Source organism: Zoogloea sp. (assembly GCF_030157465.1).
In the GTDB taxonomy this organism is placed as follows: Bacteria; Pseudomonadota; Gammaproteobacteria; order Burkholderiales; family Rhodocyclaceae; genus Zoogloea.
In genome coordinates, this window is sequence record NZ_JAOAUU010000058.1 from 94,136 (window position 1) to 109,589 (window position 15,454).

Genomic DNA, 15,454 nt, shown 5'->3' on the forward strand with positions numbered 1-15,454 from the left:
GGCCCGCCAACGCTGTCTCCATCAGCGCTCAGGACACAGCCCCAATGCCCACCGGACGGTGGGCATTTTTCATTCCACGCCCGCCGACGCGCGCCGCAGCGCCGCCAGGTAACGCAGGCCCGCCACCGCCCGGCTGCCGTACCACGAGGCCATTTCCCCATCGATCAGCGCGGCCGGGCGGCCCGATGCAGCCTCGACCTCGGCCAGATGTTTGTCCCTGAAACTGTAGGGCTCGGACGACAGCAACACCCGGCTCACCTCTCCCAGCCACGGCGCGTCCCACTCGAAGGCCGGATAACGCGGCTCGTCGCCCGGCGGCCAGGTATCCCAGCCCACGGTTGCCAGCGTGGCCGAGATGTAGGTGCTGCGTGCCACGCTCATCCACGGCTCACGCCAGATCAGGTAAAGCACCTTTTCCCGCGGCAGGCTGTCGCCCACCGCACGCGCTTCGGCGATGGCCGCCTCGAGCTCGCCCACCAGGCGCAAGGCCTCGGCCTCGCATCCAAAAATCCCGCCCAGCAGTCGATACACGGGAATGTTGTCCTCCGGCGTGCACGGATGGGTCACGATCACGTGAGGCACGAAGCCGGCGATTTCCTCGACGCAGTCGCGCCGGTTTTCGTCGATATTGACGATCACATGGGTCGGCGCCAGTTCGCGCAGGCGGGCGATATTCACGTCCTTGGTCCCGCCCACCTTGGTGATGGACCGCAACGTCGCCTTGGGATGGATGCAGAAACCGGTGCGTCCGACCAGCTGCCCGGCCAGGCCCAGATCGCACACCAGCTCGGTCAGAGACGGCACCAGCGACACGATGCGGGCCGGCCCGCTACAGGGCGCGTGACGCTGCCCCTGCGCATCCACCATGAAATTTTCTGTGTGTGTGGTCGTCCCCACGGCGCCGCCCCTGTCGAAAGTCTCGTTCATCATTACGCAAGTATCTCAAGCACTTCGCCGTTATTGAAACAATGCGCGGAACAAGCACAACACCGCGCAACTCTCACCCGCTGTACCGCCCGACCATCCAGCCACGGAGAAGATCATGAAAATCGGCGTTCCCAGGGAAACCAAGAATCACGAACACCGGGTCGGCCTGACCCCCGGTTCGGTACGCGAACTCACGGCCCACGGCCATGCCGTTTACGTCGAGTCCGGCGCGGGGCTCGGCATCGGCGCCAGCGACGCCGACTACGAAGCCGCCGGCGCAAAGATCTGCGCCGATGCCGCAGAAGTTTTCGACGCGACCGAGATGATCATCAAGGTCAAGGAGCCCGTGCCCGAGGAACGTGCCCGCCTCCGCCCCCATCACTTGCTGGTCACCTACCTGCACCTCGCGGCGGCCCCCGACGTCGCCGCCGACATTCTCGCCAGCGGCGCCACCGCCCTGGCCTACGAAACCGTCACCGCGCCCGGCGGAGGCCTGCCACTGCTCGCCCCGATGTCGGAAGTGGCCGGGCGCATGAGTATCCAGGCCGGCGCCTCGGCACTCGAAAAATCCCACGGCGGGCGCGGCGTGCTGCTCGGCGGCGTGCCGGGCGTCGAGCCGGGCCGGGTGGTGATCCTTGGCGGCGGCACGGTGGGCAACAACGCCGCCCACACCGCCGTCGGCATCGGCGCCGACGTCACCATTCTGGACAAATCCCTGCCGGTGCTGCGTCACCTGGACGAAATCTACGGCGGCCGCGTCAAAACCCTCTACGCCACCCAGGACGCCATCGAACGCCTGGTCCTGCAGGCCGACCTGGTGATCGGCGCGGTGCTGATTCCCGGCGCTGCAGCCCCAAAACTCGTAACCCGCGACATGCTGGCAAAAATGAAGCCTGGCGCGGTGATCGTCGACGTGGCCATCGACCAGGGCGGCTGCTTCGAAACCTCCCGCCCCACCACCCACACCGAGCCTACCTTCGTGGTCGACCGCGTCGTGCATTACTGCGTCGCCAACATGCCCGGCGCGGTAGCGCGCACGGCCACCTACGCGCTCAACGCGGCCACCCTGCCGGTGGTGCTGGCGCTGGCTGACAAAGGCTGGCGGGAAGCGCTGAAGGACGATGCCGGCCTGCGTGCCGGGCTCAACATCTGCAACGGCCATGTCACCCACCCCCGGGTGGCCGAAGCGCTCGGCAAAAAATACATGCCAGCCATCACCCAGCTGGCGGAGGTGTAACTAAAGCGGCAGTCCGCGCGGCTTGCGGCCAGCCCGGGCAAAAACCCGGTCGAAAATGGCATTGGGCAGCAGACGCATCAGCTTGGCGACGACGCCCATCTGCCATGGAATGACGGCGTAGCCGGTGCCGGCGTCGATGGCTTTCGCAAAGCGGCGGGCCGCTTCATCGGCTGGCAGCATGAAGGGCATCGGGTAGCGATTGACCGCCGTCATGGGCGTGTCGATGTAGCCCGGTGCGATGGTCACAACCTTCACGCCGCTGCCATGCATCTCCACCCGCAAGCTTTCCAGGTAGGCGATGACCGCTGCCTTGGAGGCGCTGTAGGCGCCGGCGCCGGGCAGGCCGCGAATCCCCGCTACCGAAGCGATGCCCACCAGACGGCCGCTGCCACGGGCGCGCATCGACGCCGCAAAGGGCTGGAAAGTGGCAACCATGCCCAGCACGTTGGTGCGCATCACGCGCTCGAAGGCGGCCAGATCGTCCGCCTCCTCGGTGAGCGTTCCCACCGACACGCCGGCATTGGCGACGACCACGTCGGGCACCCCGAAGCGGGTCGAAAAATCGGCGGCAGCCTCGCGCAGGGCGGCCATGTCGGCCACATCCAGCGGGTACGCGGCGTGTTCACCGGGCAGCGTGGCGAGCAGCGCGTCCAGCACCTCGACGCGGCGCGCGACGAGCCCCAGCACGGCCCCGCGGGCAGCGTAGTGGCGCGCAAGCGCAGCGCCGATGCCACTGGAGGCACCGGTAATGAAAACACGAAGGGTCACGGAGGCAGAAAATGAAAGCCGCGCCGCCAGACAAGGCGGCGCGGCGGAAAGACTTACTTGCGACCCTGCTCGGCGCGGGCCTTGGCGATCAGCTGATCGGCCACCTTGAGAGCGGCTTCATGGCTCCCGGCGATCGAACCGGAGGTGAAGTTCTTGCCGTCCACCGCGAGGGTCGGCACACCCTGAACCTTGTAGTTGCGGCCGATTTCCTCAATCCGCTTGAGCCGCACACTGACGTTGAAGGAACGATAGGCATCGGCGAATTTCTTCGCATCGATGCCGTGCTTGACGGCCCATTCCTGCGCACCGGCCTCGGTGTGCAGCGGTTGCTTTTCAACTTGGACCGCATCGAAGACCTGACCGTGCAAACGGGCAAGATCACCGGTGGCCTCCAGCGTGAGGTGCAGCTTGGCGAGCCCGGCGAGCTGCGGGTTTCCCCAGGTGACCGGCACACGCATGAAGGCGACGTCGGACGGCAGCTTCTTGACCCACATGTCGAGCAAGGGATCGAAGGCCTTGCAATGGGGGCACCCGTAATGGAAGAACTCCAGCACCTCGACCTTGCCCTTGACCTCGGTCGGCTGGGGCGGCGATACCGGCTCGGTGCCGGTGGCGGCCAGGGCCGGCAGGGCCATGCCACTTGCTACAGCCAGGGCGGAAAGCTGCTTGAGTACATCACGACGCTGCATTACGGTTTCTCCTTCAATCTGCAAAGCACTCATTGAGCGGCCGGAGCCGGTTTTGGTTCCTTGGGCTTGATCTTGACCACGGCGGTGTTGATGCCGTTCGAGCTCAGATTGTCCCGTGCCTTGGACATCGCCTCCTGCCCCAGATAGGGGCCCGTGCGCACCCGGTGCATGGTTCCCTTGTCGGGCACATCCACCTTCTGCACGCTGGCCTCCACCCCCATCAACGCAAGACGCGCCTTGAGGTTGTCCGCTTCGGACGGATCTTCGAAAGCCCCCGCCTGCAGGTAGTACTTTTCGGGCACGACCGGCTTGTCGAGGAGCGCGGCCTCGGCCTTGGCGCGCTCGGCGTCGTCGGGCTTGGGCTTGTCACCTTCAGCCTTGGGCGGCTTGTCGGTCTTGGCCGGCTTTTCAGCCTTCTCGGGCTTGTCGGACTTCATGACTTCGGTGGTTTCCTCGGGCTTGGTCGGCGCCGGCAGCGCATCGGAACCCTTGGGCAACACGTTGTAGAAGTCGAAGCGGGGCTTCTCGACGGGCTTGTCGCCGGCCTTGCCGGGCAGGGCGATGGGCTCGCCGCCTTGCGGCGGCCGGGGCGGCGGCGCCACGACAGGCTTTTCTTCCTGCTTGCGCTGGAAAGGCGAGGCGGCGGTGAAGTACAGCGCAATGCCGGCCGCCACCAACGCGCCAAGAATCAGGCCGACAAAGATGCCGACCAAGGTGCTCCCCCGGCTGCCCGACTTGGGCGTGCTGGTTTTCAGACGTGGCTTTTGATCGCGGCTCATGAACGAAAAAATCCGGAATTACATCGACTCAGGAGCAGAAACACCCAGCAGCGCGAGGCCGCTGCGAATCACCTGACGCACCGCCGTGGCCAAGGCCAGGCGGGCAAGCTTGAGGCCTTCGTCGTCCACCAGCATGCGCTCGGCGTTGTAGTAGCTGTGGAACTCGCCAGCCAGATCCTTGAGGTAGAAGGCGATCTGGTGCGGCGCGTATTCGGCCGCGGCACTCTGGACGATCTCCGGGAAGGCGGTGAGGCGTGCGCACAGCGCCAGTTCGCGCTCGTTGTCGAGGCGGCCGAGATCGGCCTCGGCCAGATCGGCCGGCACGCCGTTCCATTGACCGAGCACCGAGCACAGGCGGGCGTGGGCGTACTGGATGTAATACACGGGGTTTTCGTTGCTCTGGCTCTTGGCGAGGTCGAGGTCGAAATCCAGGTGCTGGTCGGCCTTGCGCAGCACGTAGAAGAAGCGACAGGCGTCGTTGCCGACTTCGTTGCGCAGCTCGCGCAGGGTGACGAATTCGCCGGAGCGGGTGGACATGGCCGCCTTCTGGCCGTCGCGGTAGAGCACCGCAAACTGCACCAGCGCCACGTCGAGCTTTTCGGGCGGCAAGCCAAGCGCCGACAGCGCGCCCTTCACGCGGGCGATGTAGCCGTGGTGGTCGGCGCCCCAGATGTCGACGATGCGATCAAAGCCGCGCTCGTATTTGTTGGCGTGGTAGGCGATGTCGGAGGCGAAGTAGGTGAACAGGCCGTTCTCGCGCTGCACGACGCGGTCCTTCTCGTCGCCAAAAGCGGTGGAGCGGAACCACTTGGCGCCGTCCTGTTCGTACAGGTGGCCGCCCGCTTCCAGCGTCGCGACAGCCTTCTCGACGAGGCCGGTGTCGAACAGCGAACGCTCGGAGAACCAGCAGTCGAAGATGACGCCGAATTGTTCGAGGTCTTCGCGGCCATCGCCGAGCTGTTCGGTCAGCGCAAAACCGTGCACCCAGGCGTAATCCGAGCCGAGCAGGCGCTTGGCGTTGGCGATCAGCACGTCGAGGCGGCCTTCCTTGTCGTCCTCAACAGAAGGCGCGCCATCCAGCACGTCGGCGGCGGCGACCTTGGCAAAGCGGTCGGCGTGGGCGTCCTTGATCTGCGCGGCCATGTCCTTCACGTAGTCGCCCTGGTAGGCGTTGGGCGGGAAGGGAACGGCAATGTCGAACTGGGCCAGATAGCGCAGCCAGGTGGACAGCGCGAGGATGTCCATCTGCCGGCCGGCGTCGTTGATGTAGTACTCGCGGGTGACGTCGAAGCCGGCGAAATCCAGCACATCGGCCAGCGACGCACCGTAGGCCGCGCCGCGGCCGTGACCGACGTGGAGCGGACCGGTGGGATTGGCGGAAACGAACTCGACCTGCACCTTCACACCACTCTTGACGCCCCGGCCGAAGGCCTCGCCGCGTTCAAGCACGTTGCGCACGACGGCCGTCTTGGCGTCGGAGACAAGCGTGAAGTTGATGAAGCCGGCGCCGGCAACCTCGGCCTTGGCCACCAGCTTGGAAGGAGGCAGCTCGGCGAGCAGCAGGTTGGCCAGCTCGCGCGGGTTGCGCTTGAGCGGCTTGGCCAGCTGCAGCGCCAGGTTGCTTGCAAAATCCCCGTGACCGGCCTGCTTCGGACGGTCCAGGTTGATGGGAGTTTCGGCCTGATCGGGCGCCACACTGAGGAGTGCGGCACGCAGGAGGTCGGCAAGCTGAGTTTTGGAATCGGCGCTCATGGCAAAAACACTGCGACTAAAAGCACAGGATTATATCCAAGCGGCGGGCATCCCGGCGGATGGCCCGTTTCAGGGGCTAACAAAGTGCCGCGAACGTGGCAAACTTGCGTGGTGACCCCGCACGTATTTCGCACTTCAGCCCTCGTTGCCGGCCTGTTGCTGGCGCTTCCGGCCCGCGCCGAAGCGCCGACGCTGCACTGGAGCCTGCCGCTGCCGGCCGGGCCGGGCTGGCGGATCGTCGATCTGCGTGAAGGCAACGGCATCCGCCACGAGGAATACATCCCCCGCGGCCAGGGCATCGAGGATTACCGGGACCGCCTGCTGGTGCAGCGCTTCACCGCCCAGGACATGAGCCCGGAGGTTTATCTCGGCCACATCGCGGCGGGTCTCGCCAAGCACTGCGCGGCCTTCACCACCAGCGGCCTGGTCAGCGGCGTGCGCGACAATCTGCCCCACGCCACCCGCACCGCCTATTGCGGGCGTTTCGACGATCGGCCCTATGGCTACGTCGTCGCGCAAAAGGCCATTCGCGACGCCGACCACCTTTTCATCGTCGAGCGCGAATGGCGCCTGCCGCCCTTCACCGTAAGCGATGAAGGCCTGCCCGGCTTCGACACCAACCCGGCCGCCGACGAAGCCATCAAGCGGGAAGTCCGCCTCGCCGTTCGCTGGCTCACCGAGCAGGTGCATCCCGTCACCCCGTCTCCGCCGGCACCGCCCGCCCCCGAACGCCCCCGCAAGCGGCGCTGATCGCCCCGTCCCGGGTGCCCCGCGCTTTCACCGCTCCGGCTTTAGGGGCACAATCCGCGTTTTCCTTTTTACCTGCCGCCGTGCGCCTCTTCCGACTCGTCAAGATCATCTCCGTCAGCCTGAAATACGGCCTCGACCAGATGGTTCTCTCCAACGAGCCGACCGGCCGGCTAGCCTGGCTTGCCCGGCTCACCCGCTTCCGCCGGACCTACACCGAACCCAGCGGCGTCCGCCTGCGCCAGGCGCTCGAATCGCTCGGGCCGATCTTCGTCAAGTTCGGCCAGATGCTGTCCACCCGCCGCGACCTCCTGCCCCCGGCCATCGCCGAAGAGCTCGCCCGCCTGCAGGACCGCGTCCCGCCCTTTTCCACCGCCGAAGCCCTCGAGCAGTTGCAGACCGCCTACGGCAAGCCGGTCGATGACGTGTTCTCCCGCTTCGTGCGCGAGCCGGTAGCCTCCGCCTCCATCGCCCAGGTGCACTTTGCCGAACTGCCCGACGGCACCGAAGTCGCAGTCAAGATCCTGCGCCCCGGCATCGCCCCGGTCATCGCCCACGATCTGGCCCTCCTCGACGTGGCCGCCACCGTCCTCGAGAAAATCTGGCCGGAAGGCCGCCGCCTCAAGCCGCGGGAAGTCGTCGCCGAGTTTTCCAAGTACCTGCGCGACGAGCTCGACCTGATGCGCGAAGCCGCCAACTGCTCGCAGCTGCGGCGCAACTTCAAGGATTCCGAGCTGCTCGTCGTGCCCGAGGTGCACTGGGACTACTGCACCACCGGCGTGATGGTGATGGAGCGCATGAAGGGCATCCCGATCTCCCAGCTCGATGCGCTCAAGAGCAACGGTATCGACCTCAAGGCCCTGTCCCGGGCCGGCGTCGAGATCTTCTTCACCCAGGTCTTCCGCGACGGCTTCTTCCATGCCGACATGCACCCCGGCAACATCTTCGTGGCCACCGACGGCCCCACCCGCGGGCGCTACATTGCCCTCGACTTCGGCATCATCGGCACCCTCAACGATTCCGACAAAAAATACCTGGCCACCAACTTCCTGGCCTTCTTCCAGCGCGACTACCGGCGAGTCGCCCTGGCCCACATCGAGGCCGGCTGGGTGCCGGCCCACACCCGCGTGGACGAGTTCGAAGGCGCCATCCGCGCCGTCTGCGAGCCGATCTTCGACCGCCCGCTCAAAGACATCTCCTTCGGCAAGACGCTGCTGCGCCTGTTCCAGACCGCGCGCCGCTTCGAGATGGAGGTGCAGCCGCAACTCGTATTGCTGCAAAAAACCCTGCTTAACATCGAAGGCCTCGGGCGCCAGCTCGACCCGGACCTCGATCTGTGGAAAACCGCCAAGCCCTTCCTCGAACGCTGGATGAACGACCAGATGGGCTGGCGCGCCCTGATCCGCCACATGAAGGACGAAGCCCCCAACTGGGCCGCCACGCTGCCGCAATTGCCGCGCCTGCTGCACCAGGTTCTCGACGGCCGCAACGACACCACCACCCACGCCGAAATCCTGCGCCTCTCCTCCGAGAACAAACGGCAAACCCGCTGGCTCGCCGCCGGCGGTGCCGTTGTTGTCATCCTCGTCGCGCTCGAAGCCCTGCGCTGGCTGTACTGAAAATAGCGGGGGCGGCCCTTCGCGCCCCCTCCAACCGGCTGAACGAAAGGCCATCCGGCCTGCTCCAACGGGCATGAAGCCAGCCCGCTAACGAAAGAAAATCATGCCAGCCCCGTTCATGCCTTCCCGCCCGGTCCGCATCGTCGGAGTCGGCTCCTGCCTTGGCTCGCCGATTTTCGGCCCCGCCGCCGGCCCCCGCGCGCTACGCGATCTCGGTTTCGAAAACAGCCTGCGCCAGCGCGGTATCCGCGCCCACTGGCAGGCCCTGCTCGAACCCTCCGCCCCGAAGCCGCCCCGCCCTTCGATGAACGAGCGGCTCGGCACGGTCAGCAACCTGCTTCACGACCTCGCCGACATCGTGGCGCAGACTTGTGCCGACGACGCGATTCCGCTTGTCCTTGGCGGCGACCACATCGTCGGCGCCGGCACCTGGCGCGGCATCGCCCGCGCGCTGGCGCCCCGCGGCAAGCTCGGCCTGATCTGGATCGACGCCCACCTCGACGCCCACACGCCGCAAACCACCCACACCGGCAACATCCACGGCATGCCGCTGGCGGCACTGCTCGGCATCGGCGATGAAACCCTGACCGGCCTGCCCGGCCCCCACCTCGACCCGGCCCACGTCACCATCATCGGCGCCCGCTCCTGGGAGCCCGAAGAACTCAAGCTGCTGCAAAAGCTCGGCGTGAAGATCTTCTTCATGCCCGAAGTCAAAACCCGCGGACTGGCCGCCGTGCTGTGCGACGCCATGAGCATTGTCCGCAACGGCACCGCCGGCTTCGGCGTGTCGGTCGACCTGGACGCGATGGACTGCGCCAAGCTGCCGGCCACCACCTGCCTGGTGCCCGACGGCATCGATCCGCAAGAGCTGGTCGACGCGCTCCACGGCCTGCGCAACTGCGCCGACCTGGCCGGCCTCGAGATCGTCGAATATGTGCCCGAGCGCGATCGCGACGGCAGCGGTGCGCGCTGGGTGCTGGAAATCGCCAGCGCCGCCCTCGGCCCCACCACCGCCCAGCTGCGCCACCGGGAAGAAACCTTCGGCGCCCGCAACTACGCGCCGCTGCCGGTGGTGTTCACCCGCGGCGAAGGCGCCTGGCTGTGGGACGTGGAGGGGCGCCGCTACCTCGACATGATGAGCGCCTACTCGGCGGTCAGCTTCGGCCACAGTCACCCGCGCCTGGTCAAGGCCCTCACCGAACAGGCCGGGCGCCTCACGCTCACCTCCCGCGCCTACTCCAACGATCGCCTGCCGCTGATGCTCGAACGCCTGTCGGCGCTCCTCGGCTACGACCGGGCGCTGCCGGTCAATACCGGCGTCGAAGCCGTCGAAACCGCCATCAAGGCCGCCCGCAAATGGGGCCACAAGATCAAGGGCGTGCCCGAAGGCCAGGCCGAGATCATCGTCTGCGCCAACAACTTCCACGGCCGCACCACCACCGTCATCGGCTTCTCGTCCGAAGCCCAGTACCGCGACGGCTTCGGCCCCTTCGGCGCGGGCTTTCGCACCATTCCCTACGGCGACGCCGACGCCCTCGAGGCCGCCATCACCCCGCACACCGCGGCCTTCCTGTTCGAGCCCATCCAGGGCGAAGGCGGCATCAACATTCCGCCGGCCGGCTGGCTGGCCCGCTGCGCCGCAATCTGCCACAAGCACAACGTGCTCCTGATCGCCGACGAAGTTCAGACCGGCCTCGGCCGCACCGGCAAGCTGCTCGCCTGCGAACACGACGGCGTGCGCCCGGACGGCGTCATCCTGGGCAAGGCGCTGGGCGGCGGCCTGCTGCCGGTATCGGCCTTCCTCGCCAACGACGCGCTGATGCAGGTCTTCAAGCCCGGCGACCACGGCTCCACCTTCGGCGGCAACCCGCTGGCGGCGGCCGTGGCAGCAGAAGCCCTGGCCCTTCTGGCCGACGAGAAGCTCGCCGAGCGCTCGGCACGCCTCGGCGCAGCCTTCCTCGCCCGCCTGCAGGCCATCAAGAACCCGCTGATCGTCGAAGTGCGCGGACGCGGCCTCCTGATCGGCATGGAACTCGACACCCGCCGAGTCAACGCACGCACCGCCGCCGAGTGGCTGCTCGCCCGTGGCCTGATGACCAAGGATACCCACGACAGCGTGCTGCGCTTCGCTCCGCCGCTGATCATCGACGAAACCACCCTGATGCGCGCTGCCGACGTCGTCGAAGCCGCCCTTGCCGACCTCGCCCAACGCCTGCCCGGAACCACCCCATGAGCGAAAAACTCGACCGTCTCGTCCTCGAAGCCCGCCAAGCCGCAGACAAGCGCGCCGAGGGCTACCGCGAAAAAGCCCTCAAGATCTACCCATGGATCTGTGGCCGCTGCACCCGCGAGTTCACCACCGCCAACCTGCGCGAACTCACCGTGCATCACCGCGACCACAACCACGACAACAACCCGCCCGACGGCAGCAACTGGGAACTCCTGTGCCTCTACTGCCACGACAACGAGCACCAGCGCCAGCTCGAAGCCACACAGGGAAACGTCTCGGCCAAACAGCCGGGCAAGGCCGCGACGCACTCACCGTTCGCGGCGCTGGGGGGCTTGCTGAAGAAGGGGTGAGGCACCGCCTCTTTGTCCATTTTCGCCAGGCTCCAAGTGGCGTAGGATTCGCCCCCCGGCCATTTTTGCAACGCCCATGAGCCCTACTCCCGCCCGCGCCTGCGGTATCGACTTCGGCACCTCCAACTCCACCGTCGGCTGGCTGCGGCCGGGCGCGCCCACACTGCTGCCCCTCGAAGACGGCAAGCCGACCTTGCCCTCGGCGGTGTTCTTCAACGCCGACGAGGAAAGCACCCACTACGGGCGCGATGCGCTGCTGGAATACCTGGAAGGATACGAAGGCCGGCTCATGCGGGCCCTCAAAAGCCTGCTCGGCAGCAGCCTGATGGACAGCAGCACCGAAGTGGGCGGCCGGGCCCTGCCCTTCAAGGATCTGCTGGCGAGCTTCATCGGCGAACTGAAACGGCGCGCCGAAGCGCAGGCCGAGCGGAGCTTCGAGCAGGCGGTGTTTGGCCGGCCGGTGTATTTCGTCGACGACAACCCGGTAGCCGACCAGCGGGCCCAGGACACCCTGGAGGCCATCGCGCGGCAGGTGGGTTTCAGGGACGTCAGCTTCCAGTTCGAACCCATCGGCGCCGCGCTGCACTACGAAGCCTCGCTGACCCGGGAAGAACTGGTGCTGATCGCCGACATTGGCGGCGGCACCGCGGACTTTTCGCTGGTGCGCCTGTCGCCGGAACGGGCCCGACACGTGGATCGCACCAGCGATCTGCTCGGCAACGCCGGCCTGCACGTGGGCGGCACGGATTTCGACCGGGCGCTGAGTCTCGAATGCGTGATGCCGCTGCTGGGCTACAAGGGCCTGATGAAGAGCGGCGCCGAGGTGCCGTCCGGCCTGTTCTTCCAGCTGGCGACCTGGCACACCATCAACTTTGCCTACACGCGGCAGGCGTTTGCCGATTTTCAGAGCATTTACCGCGACGCCGCTGCACGCCGCGAGCTGGATCGCCTGGCCCGCCTGATCGGGCAGCGCGAAGGGCACTGGATGGCGCTGCAGGTCGAGCAGGCAAAAATCGACCTGTCCACTGAGCCGAGCACGCGCCTGCACCTTGATCGCCTCGAACCCGGACTCTTCCACGACATCACCTTCGAGGCCTTCACGCTCGCCACCCGCAGCCTGGTGGAACGGGTCGCGGCAACGGTCAGCGAGCTGCTCGACCAGGCCGGGCTGGCCCGCGAACAGGTGGATACCGTCTACTTCACGGGTGGAGCCAGCGGCGTGCCGCAGCTACGGGCACGCATCGCCGCCGAGTTGCCGCACGCGCGCAGCGTGGAAGGTGACCTGTTTGGCAGCATCGGCGCCGGCCTCGCCGTGGAGGCCGCGCGACGCTACGGCTGAGGGCCAAGAACTTCGCCGCTACAGGATTTCCGGCTGCATTGAACGCGCGGCCACAAAGCGTGCGAAGCGTCGCAACAGGCTGGTGGCCGCTTCGGTTTCGGTGACGGCGGCAGCGAGCTTCTCGGGATCGGCGCCGCCCTGACGCAGCGGATCGGCCAGCTGGTCGATGTAGCCGCGCATCGCGACGGTGTCGAATTCAGGATGGAACTGCACGCCCCAGGCGGCTTCGCCGACGCGAAAGGCGTGGTGCGGCTCGAAGTCGCTGGATGCCAGGCATTCGGCGCCCGGCGGCAAACGCCTCGCGGTCTGGCGATGAACCACGTGGGCCGGGAAACACTCCGGCAGGTCGGCGAAAAGCGGGTCGTGCCGCGCGGCATCCGACTTGCGCAGGGTGACCGTGCCGATCTCGATGCCGCCCGGATGCCAGGCCGCCTCGCCGCCCAGCGCATGGGCCAGGAGCTGGTGGCCGTAACAGATGCCCAGCACCGGCACGCCTTCGGCAACCCGTCCGGCCAGCCAGCGGGCCGTGGTTTCGCTCCACTCCTCCTTATCGGTCACCATCGAATGCGACCCCGTCACGACAACCCCGGCCACTTCGCCCGGCAGGGGCAGCGCTTCGCCGCGGCGCGGGTCCACAACCCGCACCCGCACATTGCCAAGGCCGGCAGAGATCCAGCTTTCGAAATCGCCCCGGTGGGTCACGAGGTCGGGGATAAAGTCGCCAAGCTTGACGATGAGCAGCGGTGACACGGTTTGGATTCTCCAGGTGGTTGGGATGATTCTGCGATAAACAACGCGCAAAGCCCGTGAAGCGTTGAACGAAGTCTCGCGAATCCTTCGACGTCTGCAGCAACAGCGGGATGCGGCGGCCAAAAAAAGGGGCCGTCCAAGGACGACCCCACTCCCTCGACAGGAACCCGCCCCGAAAGACGGATCTCCCTCCCCATCGAACGAACCGTTCAGGCCACACCGCGCAGGAGAATGCGCGGCGTGGCCCCTGTGTTGCTTATTCGAACTCGATGATGATTTCGTCCACCGCCAGACTCTGGCCGGCAACGCCGAGCACCTTCTTGACCTTGCAATCCTGCTCGGCCTTGAGGATGTTCTCCATCTTCATGGCTTCGATCACCGCCAGCTTCTCGCCGGCCTTCACGTCCTGACCCACCTTCACGGCCACTTCGCGCAGCAGGCCCGGCATCGGGGAGAGCAGGAACTTGGAGAGGTCGGGCGGCAGCTTTTCGGGCATCAGTGCCAGCAGTTCGGCAGCACGGGCGCTCATCACCATGAAGTCAGCGCGGGTGCCCCAGTGGAACAGGCTGTACTTGGTCTTGTGACGCTCCACTTGGAGGGTGAAAGGCTCGCCATTGCAGGTGCCGTTGAACAGGGACTCGCCGAGCTTCCAATCGGACTTGAGCTCGTAGGCCTTGCCCTTGTACTCGACGTGGTAGCCGCCGGGGATGGGCTTGGCGATCACCGGGTGGTGCTCGTTGCCGTCCTTGTTGAGGCGGATGACCATCCAGTTGTCGCTGACAAGGCGCTCATGGCCCTGCAGCTGTCCGGAAATGGAGGCCGAACGGTCGGTGAAGGCACGATAGACGTAGGCCGCCACCGAAACCAGCAGCGCCGGATCGTCGTGCGGCACCATCGAGGCGTCGAAACCCGTCGGGTAGTGCTTGGGGATGAAACCGGTGTCAAAGATGCCGGAATGGAAAACCGGGTGCTGCATCAGCGCGGCCTGGAAGGGGATGTTCGAGGAGATGCCGCGGATCACGAAGCCGTTGAGGGCGTCGCGCATGCGGGCGATGGCCTGCTCGCGGGTAGCGCCGTGGACGATCAGCTTGGCGATCATCGAGTCGTAGAACATCGAGATCTCGCCGCCATCGTACACGCCGGTGTCGACGCGAACCTGGCCCGGAATCTCTGCCGGCGGCTGGAACTTGACCAGACGACCGGTGGAAGGGAGGAAGCCGCGGAACGGGTCTTCGGCGTTGATCCGGCATTCCATCGCCCAGCCGTTGATCTGCACGTCGGCCTGGCTGAGCGGCAGCTTTTCGCCGTAGGCGACGCGGATCATCTGTTCGACGAGATCGAGACCGGTGATCAACTCGGTGACCGGATGTTCCACCTGCAGGCGGGTGTTCATTTCCAGGAAGTAGAACTCCTTGGTCGCGCCGGAAACGACGAACTCGACCGTACCGGCCGATTCGTAATTCACGGCACGGGCCAGGGCCACAGCCTGCTCGCCCATCGCCTTGCGCATTTCCGGATCAACGAAGGGGCTCGGCGCCTCTTCGATGACCTTCTGGTGACGACGCTGGATGGAGCAATCGCGCTCGTTCAGGTACACATAGTTACCGTGGCTGTCGCCGAGCACCTGGATTTCGATGTGGCGCGGCTCGAGCACGTACTTTTCGATGAAGACGCGGTCATCACCGAAGGAGTTGCGCGCTTCATTGACGCAGGAAGAGAAACCTTCGTGCGCTTCGGCGTCGTTGTAGGCAACCCGCAGACCCTTGCCGCCGCCGCCGGCGGAGGCCTTGATCATCACCGGATAGCCGATGCCCTGGGCGATCTTGACGGCTTCGTCCGGACCGGCGATGGCATCGTTGTAGCCCGGAATGGTGTTGACCTCGGCGGCGATGGCGAGCTTCTTGGACTCGATCTTGTCACCCATCTTGGCGATGGAGTAGTGCTTGGGCCCGATGAACTTGATGCCTTCTTCTTCGAGGCGGCGGGAGAACTCGGCGTTCTCCGAAAGGAAGCCATAGCCGGGGTGGACAGCCTGCGCGCCGGTCTGTTTGCAGGCGGCGATGATCTTGTCGGCGACCAGGTAGGATTCCTTGGAGGCCGCCGGACCGATGCAGACGGCTTCGTCGGCGAGGTCCACGAACAGGGCGTCCTTGTCGGCCTCGGAATAGACGGCGACAGTGGCGATGCCCATCTTGCGGGCAGTCTTGATGACGCGGCAGGCGATTTCGCCGCGGTTTGCAATCAGGATCTTGGTAAACATGTCTTGG

Annotated in this window: 13 protein-coding genes; 6 read left to right on the top strand and 7 right to left on the bottom strand. The window is 66.2% G+C overall.

Annotation, left to right across the window (positions count from 1 at the left end; all coding sequences use genetic code 11):
* Positions 1-69 precede the first annotated feature (69 nt).
* The gene (locus tag Q1W26_RS07075) at positions 70-867 is read right to left on the bottom strand and encodes a helical backbone metal receptor (RefSeq protein ID WP_300437733.1); all 798 of its coding nucleotides are present in this window, start codon (positions 865-867) and stop codon (positions 70-72) included.
* Between the two features lie 175 nt (positions 868-1,042).
* Between Q1W26_RS07075 and ald the strand changes: the two genes are divergently transcribed.
* Positions 1,043-2,164, top strand: coding sequence for an alanine dehydrogenase (ald, locus tag Q1W26_RS07080; protein WP_300437736.1), 1,122 nt, complete (start codon positions 1,043-1,045; stop codon positions 2,162-2,164).
* Here the strand turns inward: ald and Q1W26_RS07085 are convergent, their stop codons facing one another.
* The 4 genes from Q1W26_RS07085 to argS are packed head-to-tail and all read right to left on the bottom strand — an operon-like array spanning position 2,165 to position 6,152.
* Positions 2,165-2,932, bottom strand: a complete 768-nt coding sequence (locus Q1W26_RS07085) for an SDR family oxidoreductase (protein WP_300437738.1) — start codon at positions 2,930-2,932, stop codon at positions 2,165-2,167.
* A 53-nt stretch (positions 2,933-2,985) separates the two neighbouring features.
* Positions 2,986-3,621 (bottom strand): thiol:disulfide interchange protein DsbA/DsbL, encoded by a 636-nt coding sequence (locus Q1W26_RS07090; protein WP_300437740.1) that lies wholly within the window; start codon positions 3,619-3,621, stop codon positions 2,986-2,988.
* Between the two features lie 29 nt (positions 3,622-3,650).
* Positions 3,651-4,400, bottom strand: coding sequence for an SPOR domain-containing protein (locus tag Q1W26_RS07095; protein WP_300437743.1), 750 nt, complete (start codon positions 4,398-4,400; stop codon positions 3,651-3,653).
* An 18-nt stretch (positions 4,401-4,418) separates the two neighbouring features.
* Positions 4,419-6,152: an arginine--tRNA ligase gene (gene argS, locus Q1W26_RS07100; RefSeq protein WP_300437746.1), complete on the bottom strand. Its 1,734-nt coding sequence runs from the start codon at positions 6,150-6,152 to the stop codon at positions 4,419-4,421.
* A gap of 111 nt (positions 6,153-6,263) precedes the next feature.
* Here argS and Q1W26_RS07105 point away from each other — a divergent pair, with 111 nt between their 5' ends.
* The 5 genes from Q1W26_RS07105 to Q1W26_RS07125 all read left to right on the top strand — a co-directional run bounded on the left by Q1W26_RS07105 (position 6,264) and on the right by Q1W26_RS07125 (position 12,437).
* Positions 6,264-6,902 (top strand): hypothetical protein, encoded by a 639-nt coding sequence (locus Q1W26_RS07105; RefSeq protein ID WP_300437749.1) that lies wholly within the window; start codon positions 6,264-6,266, stop codon positions 6,900-6,902.
* A gap of 80 nt (positions 6,903-6,982) precedes the next feature.
* Positions 6,983-8,518, top strand: a complete 1,536-nt coding sequence (gene ubiB / locus Q1W26_RS07110) for a ubiquinone biosynthesis regulatory protein kinase UbiB (RefSeq protein ID WP_300437751.1) — start codon at positions 6,983-6,985, stop codon at positions 8,516-8,518.
* Between the two features lie 103 nt (positions 8,519-8,621).
* On the top strand, positions 8,622-10,751 hold the full coding sequence (gene rocD, locus Q1W26_RS07115; RefSeq protein ID WP_300437754.1) for an ornithine--oxo-acid transaminase: 2,130 nt from the start codon (positions 8,622-8,624) through the stop codon (positions 10,749-10,751).
* A complete protein-coding gene (locus tag Q1W26_RS07120; RefSeq protein ID WP_300437757.1) occupies positions 10,748-11,098 on the top strand; it encodes a YajD family HNH nuclease in 351 nt (116 codons plus the stop codon). Before rocD ends, Q1W26_RS07120 begins: the two co-directional genes overlap by 4 nt.
* A 76-nt stretch (positions 11,099-11,174) precedes the next feature.
* Positions 11,175-12,437 (top strand): Hsp70 family protein, encoded by a 1,263-nt coding sequence (locus Q1W26_RS07125; RefSeq protein ID WP_300437760.1) that lies wholly within the window; start codon positions 11,175-11,177, stop codon positions 12,435-12,437.
* A gap of 18 nt (positions 12,438-12,455) precedes the next feature.
* On the opposite strand, the gene Q1W26_RS07130 is transcribed toward Q1W26_RS07125, so the two are convergent.
* Together Q1W26_RS07130 and Q1W26_RS07135 are read right to left on the bottom strand one after the other, a co-directional pair.
* Positions 12,456-13,187 (bottom strand): glutamine amidotransferase, encoded by a 732-nt coding sequence (locus Q1W26_RS07130; RefSeq protein ID WP_300437763.1) that lies wholly within the window; start codon positions 13,185-13,187, stop codon positions 12,456-12,458.
* Between the two features lie 256 nt (positions 13,188-13,443).
* A complete protein-coding gene (locus Q1W26_RS07135) occupies positions 13,444-15,447 on the bottom strand; it encodes an acetyl/propionyl/methylcrotonyl-CoA carboxylase subunit alpha (protein WP_300437765.1) in 2,004 nt (667 codons plus the stop codon).
* Positions 15,448-15,454 lie beyond the last annotated feature (7 nt).

Coding starts and splice junctions, on each gene's coding strand:
- Q1W26_RS07095 (WP_300437743.1), bottom strand. CDS start 4,400: ATGAGCCGCGATCAAAAGCCACGTCTGAAAACCAGCACGCCCAAGTCG.
- Q1W26_RS07135 (WP_300437765.1), bottom strand. CDS start 15,447: ATGTTTACCAAGATCCTGATTGCAAACCGCGGCGAAATCGCCTGCCGC.
- Q1W26_RS07090 (WP_300437740.1), bottom strand. CDS start 3,621: ATGCAGCGTCGTGATGTACTCAAGCAGCTTTCCGCCCTGGCTGTAGCA.
- rocD (WP_300437754.1), top strand. CDS start 8,622: ATGCCAGCCCCGTTCATGCCTTCCCGCCCGGTCCGCATCGTCGGAGTC.
- Q1W26_RS07125 (WP_300437760.1), top strand. CDS start 11,175: ATGAGCCCTACTCCCGCCCGCGCCTGCGGTATCGACTTCGGCACCTCC.
- Q1W26_RS07120 (WP_300437757.1), top strand. CDS start 10,748: ATGAGCGAAAAACTCGACCGTCTCGTCCTCGAAGCCCGCCAAGCCGCA.
- ald (WP_300437736.1), top strand. CDS start 1,043: ATGAAAATCGGCGTTCCCAGGGAAACCAAGAATCACGAACACCGGGTC.
- argS (WP_300437746.1), bottom strand. CDS start 6,152: ATGAGCGCCGATTCCAAAACTCAGCTTGCCGACCTCCTGCGTGCCGCA.
- Q1W26_RS07075 (WP_300437733.1), bottom strand. CDS start 867: ATGGTGGATGCGCAGGGGCAGCGTCACGCGCCCTGTAGCGGGCCGGCC.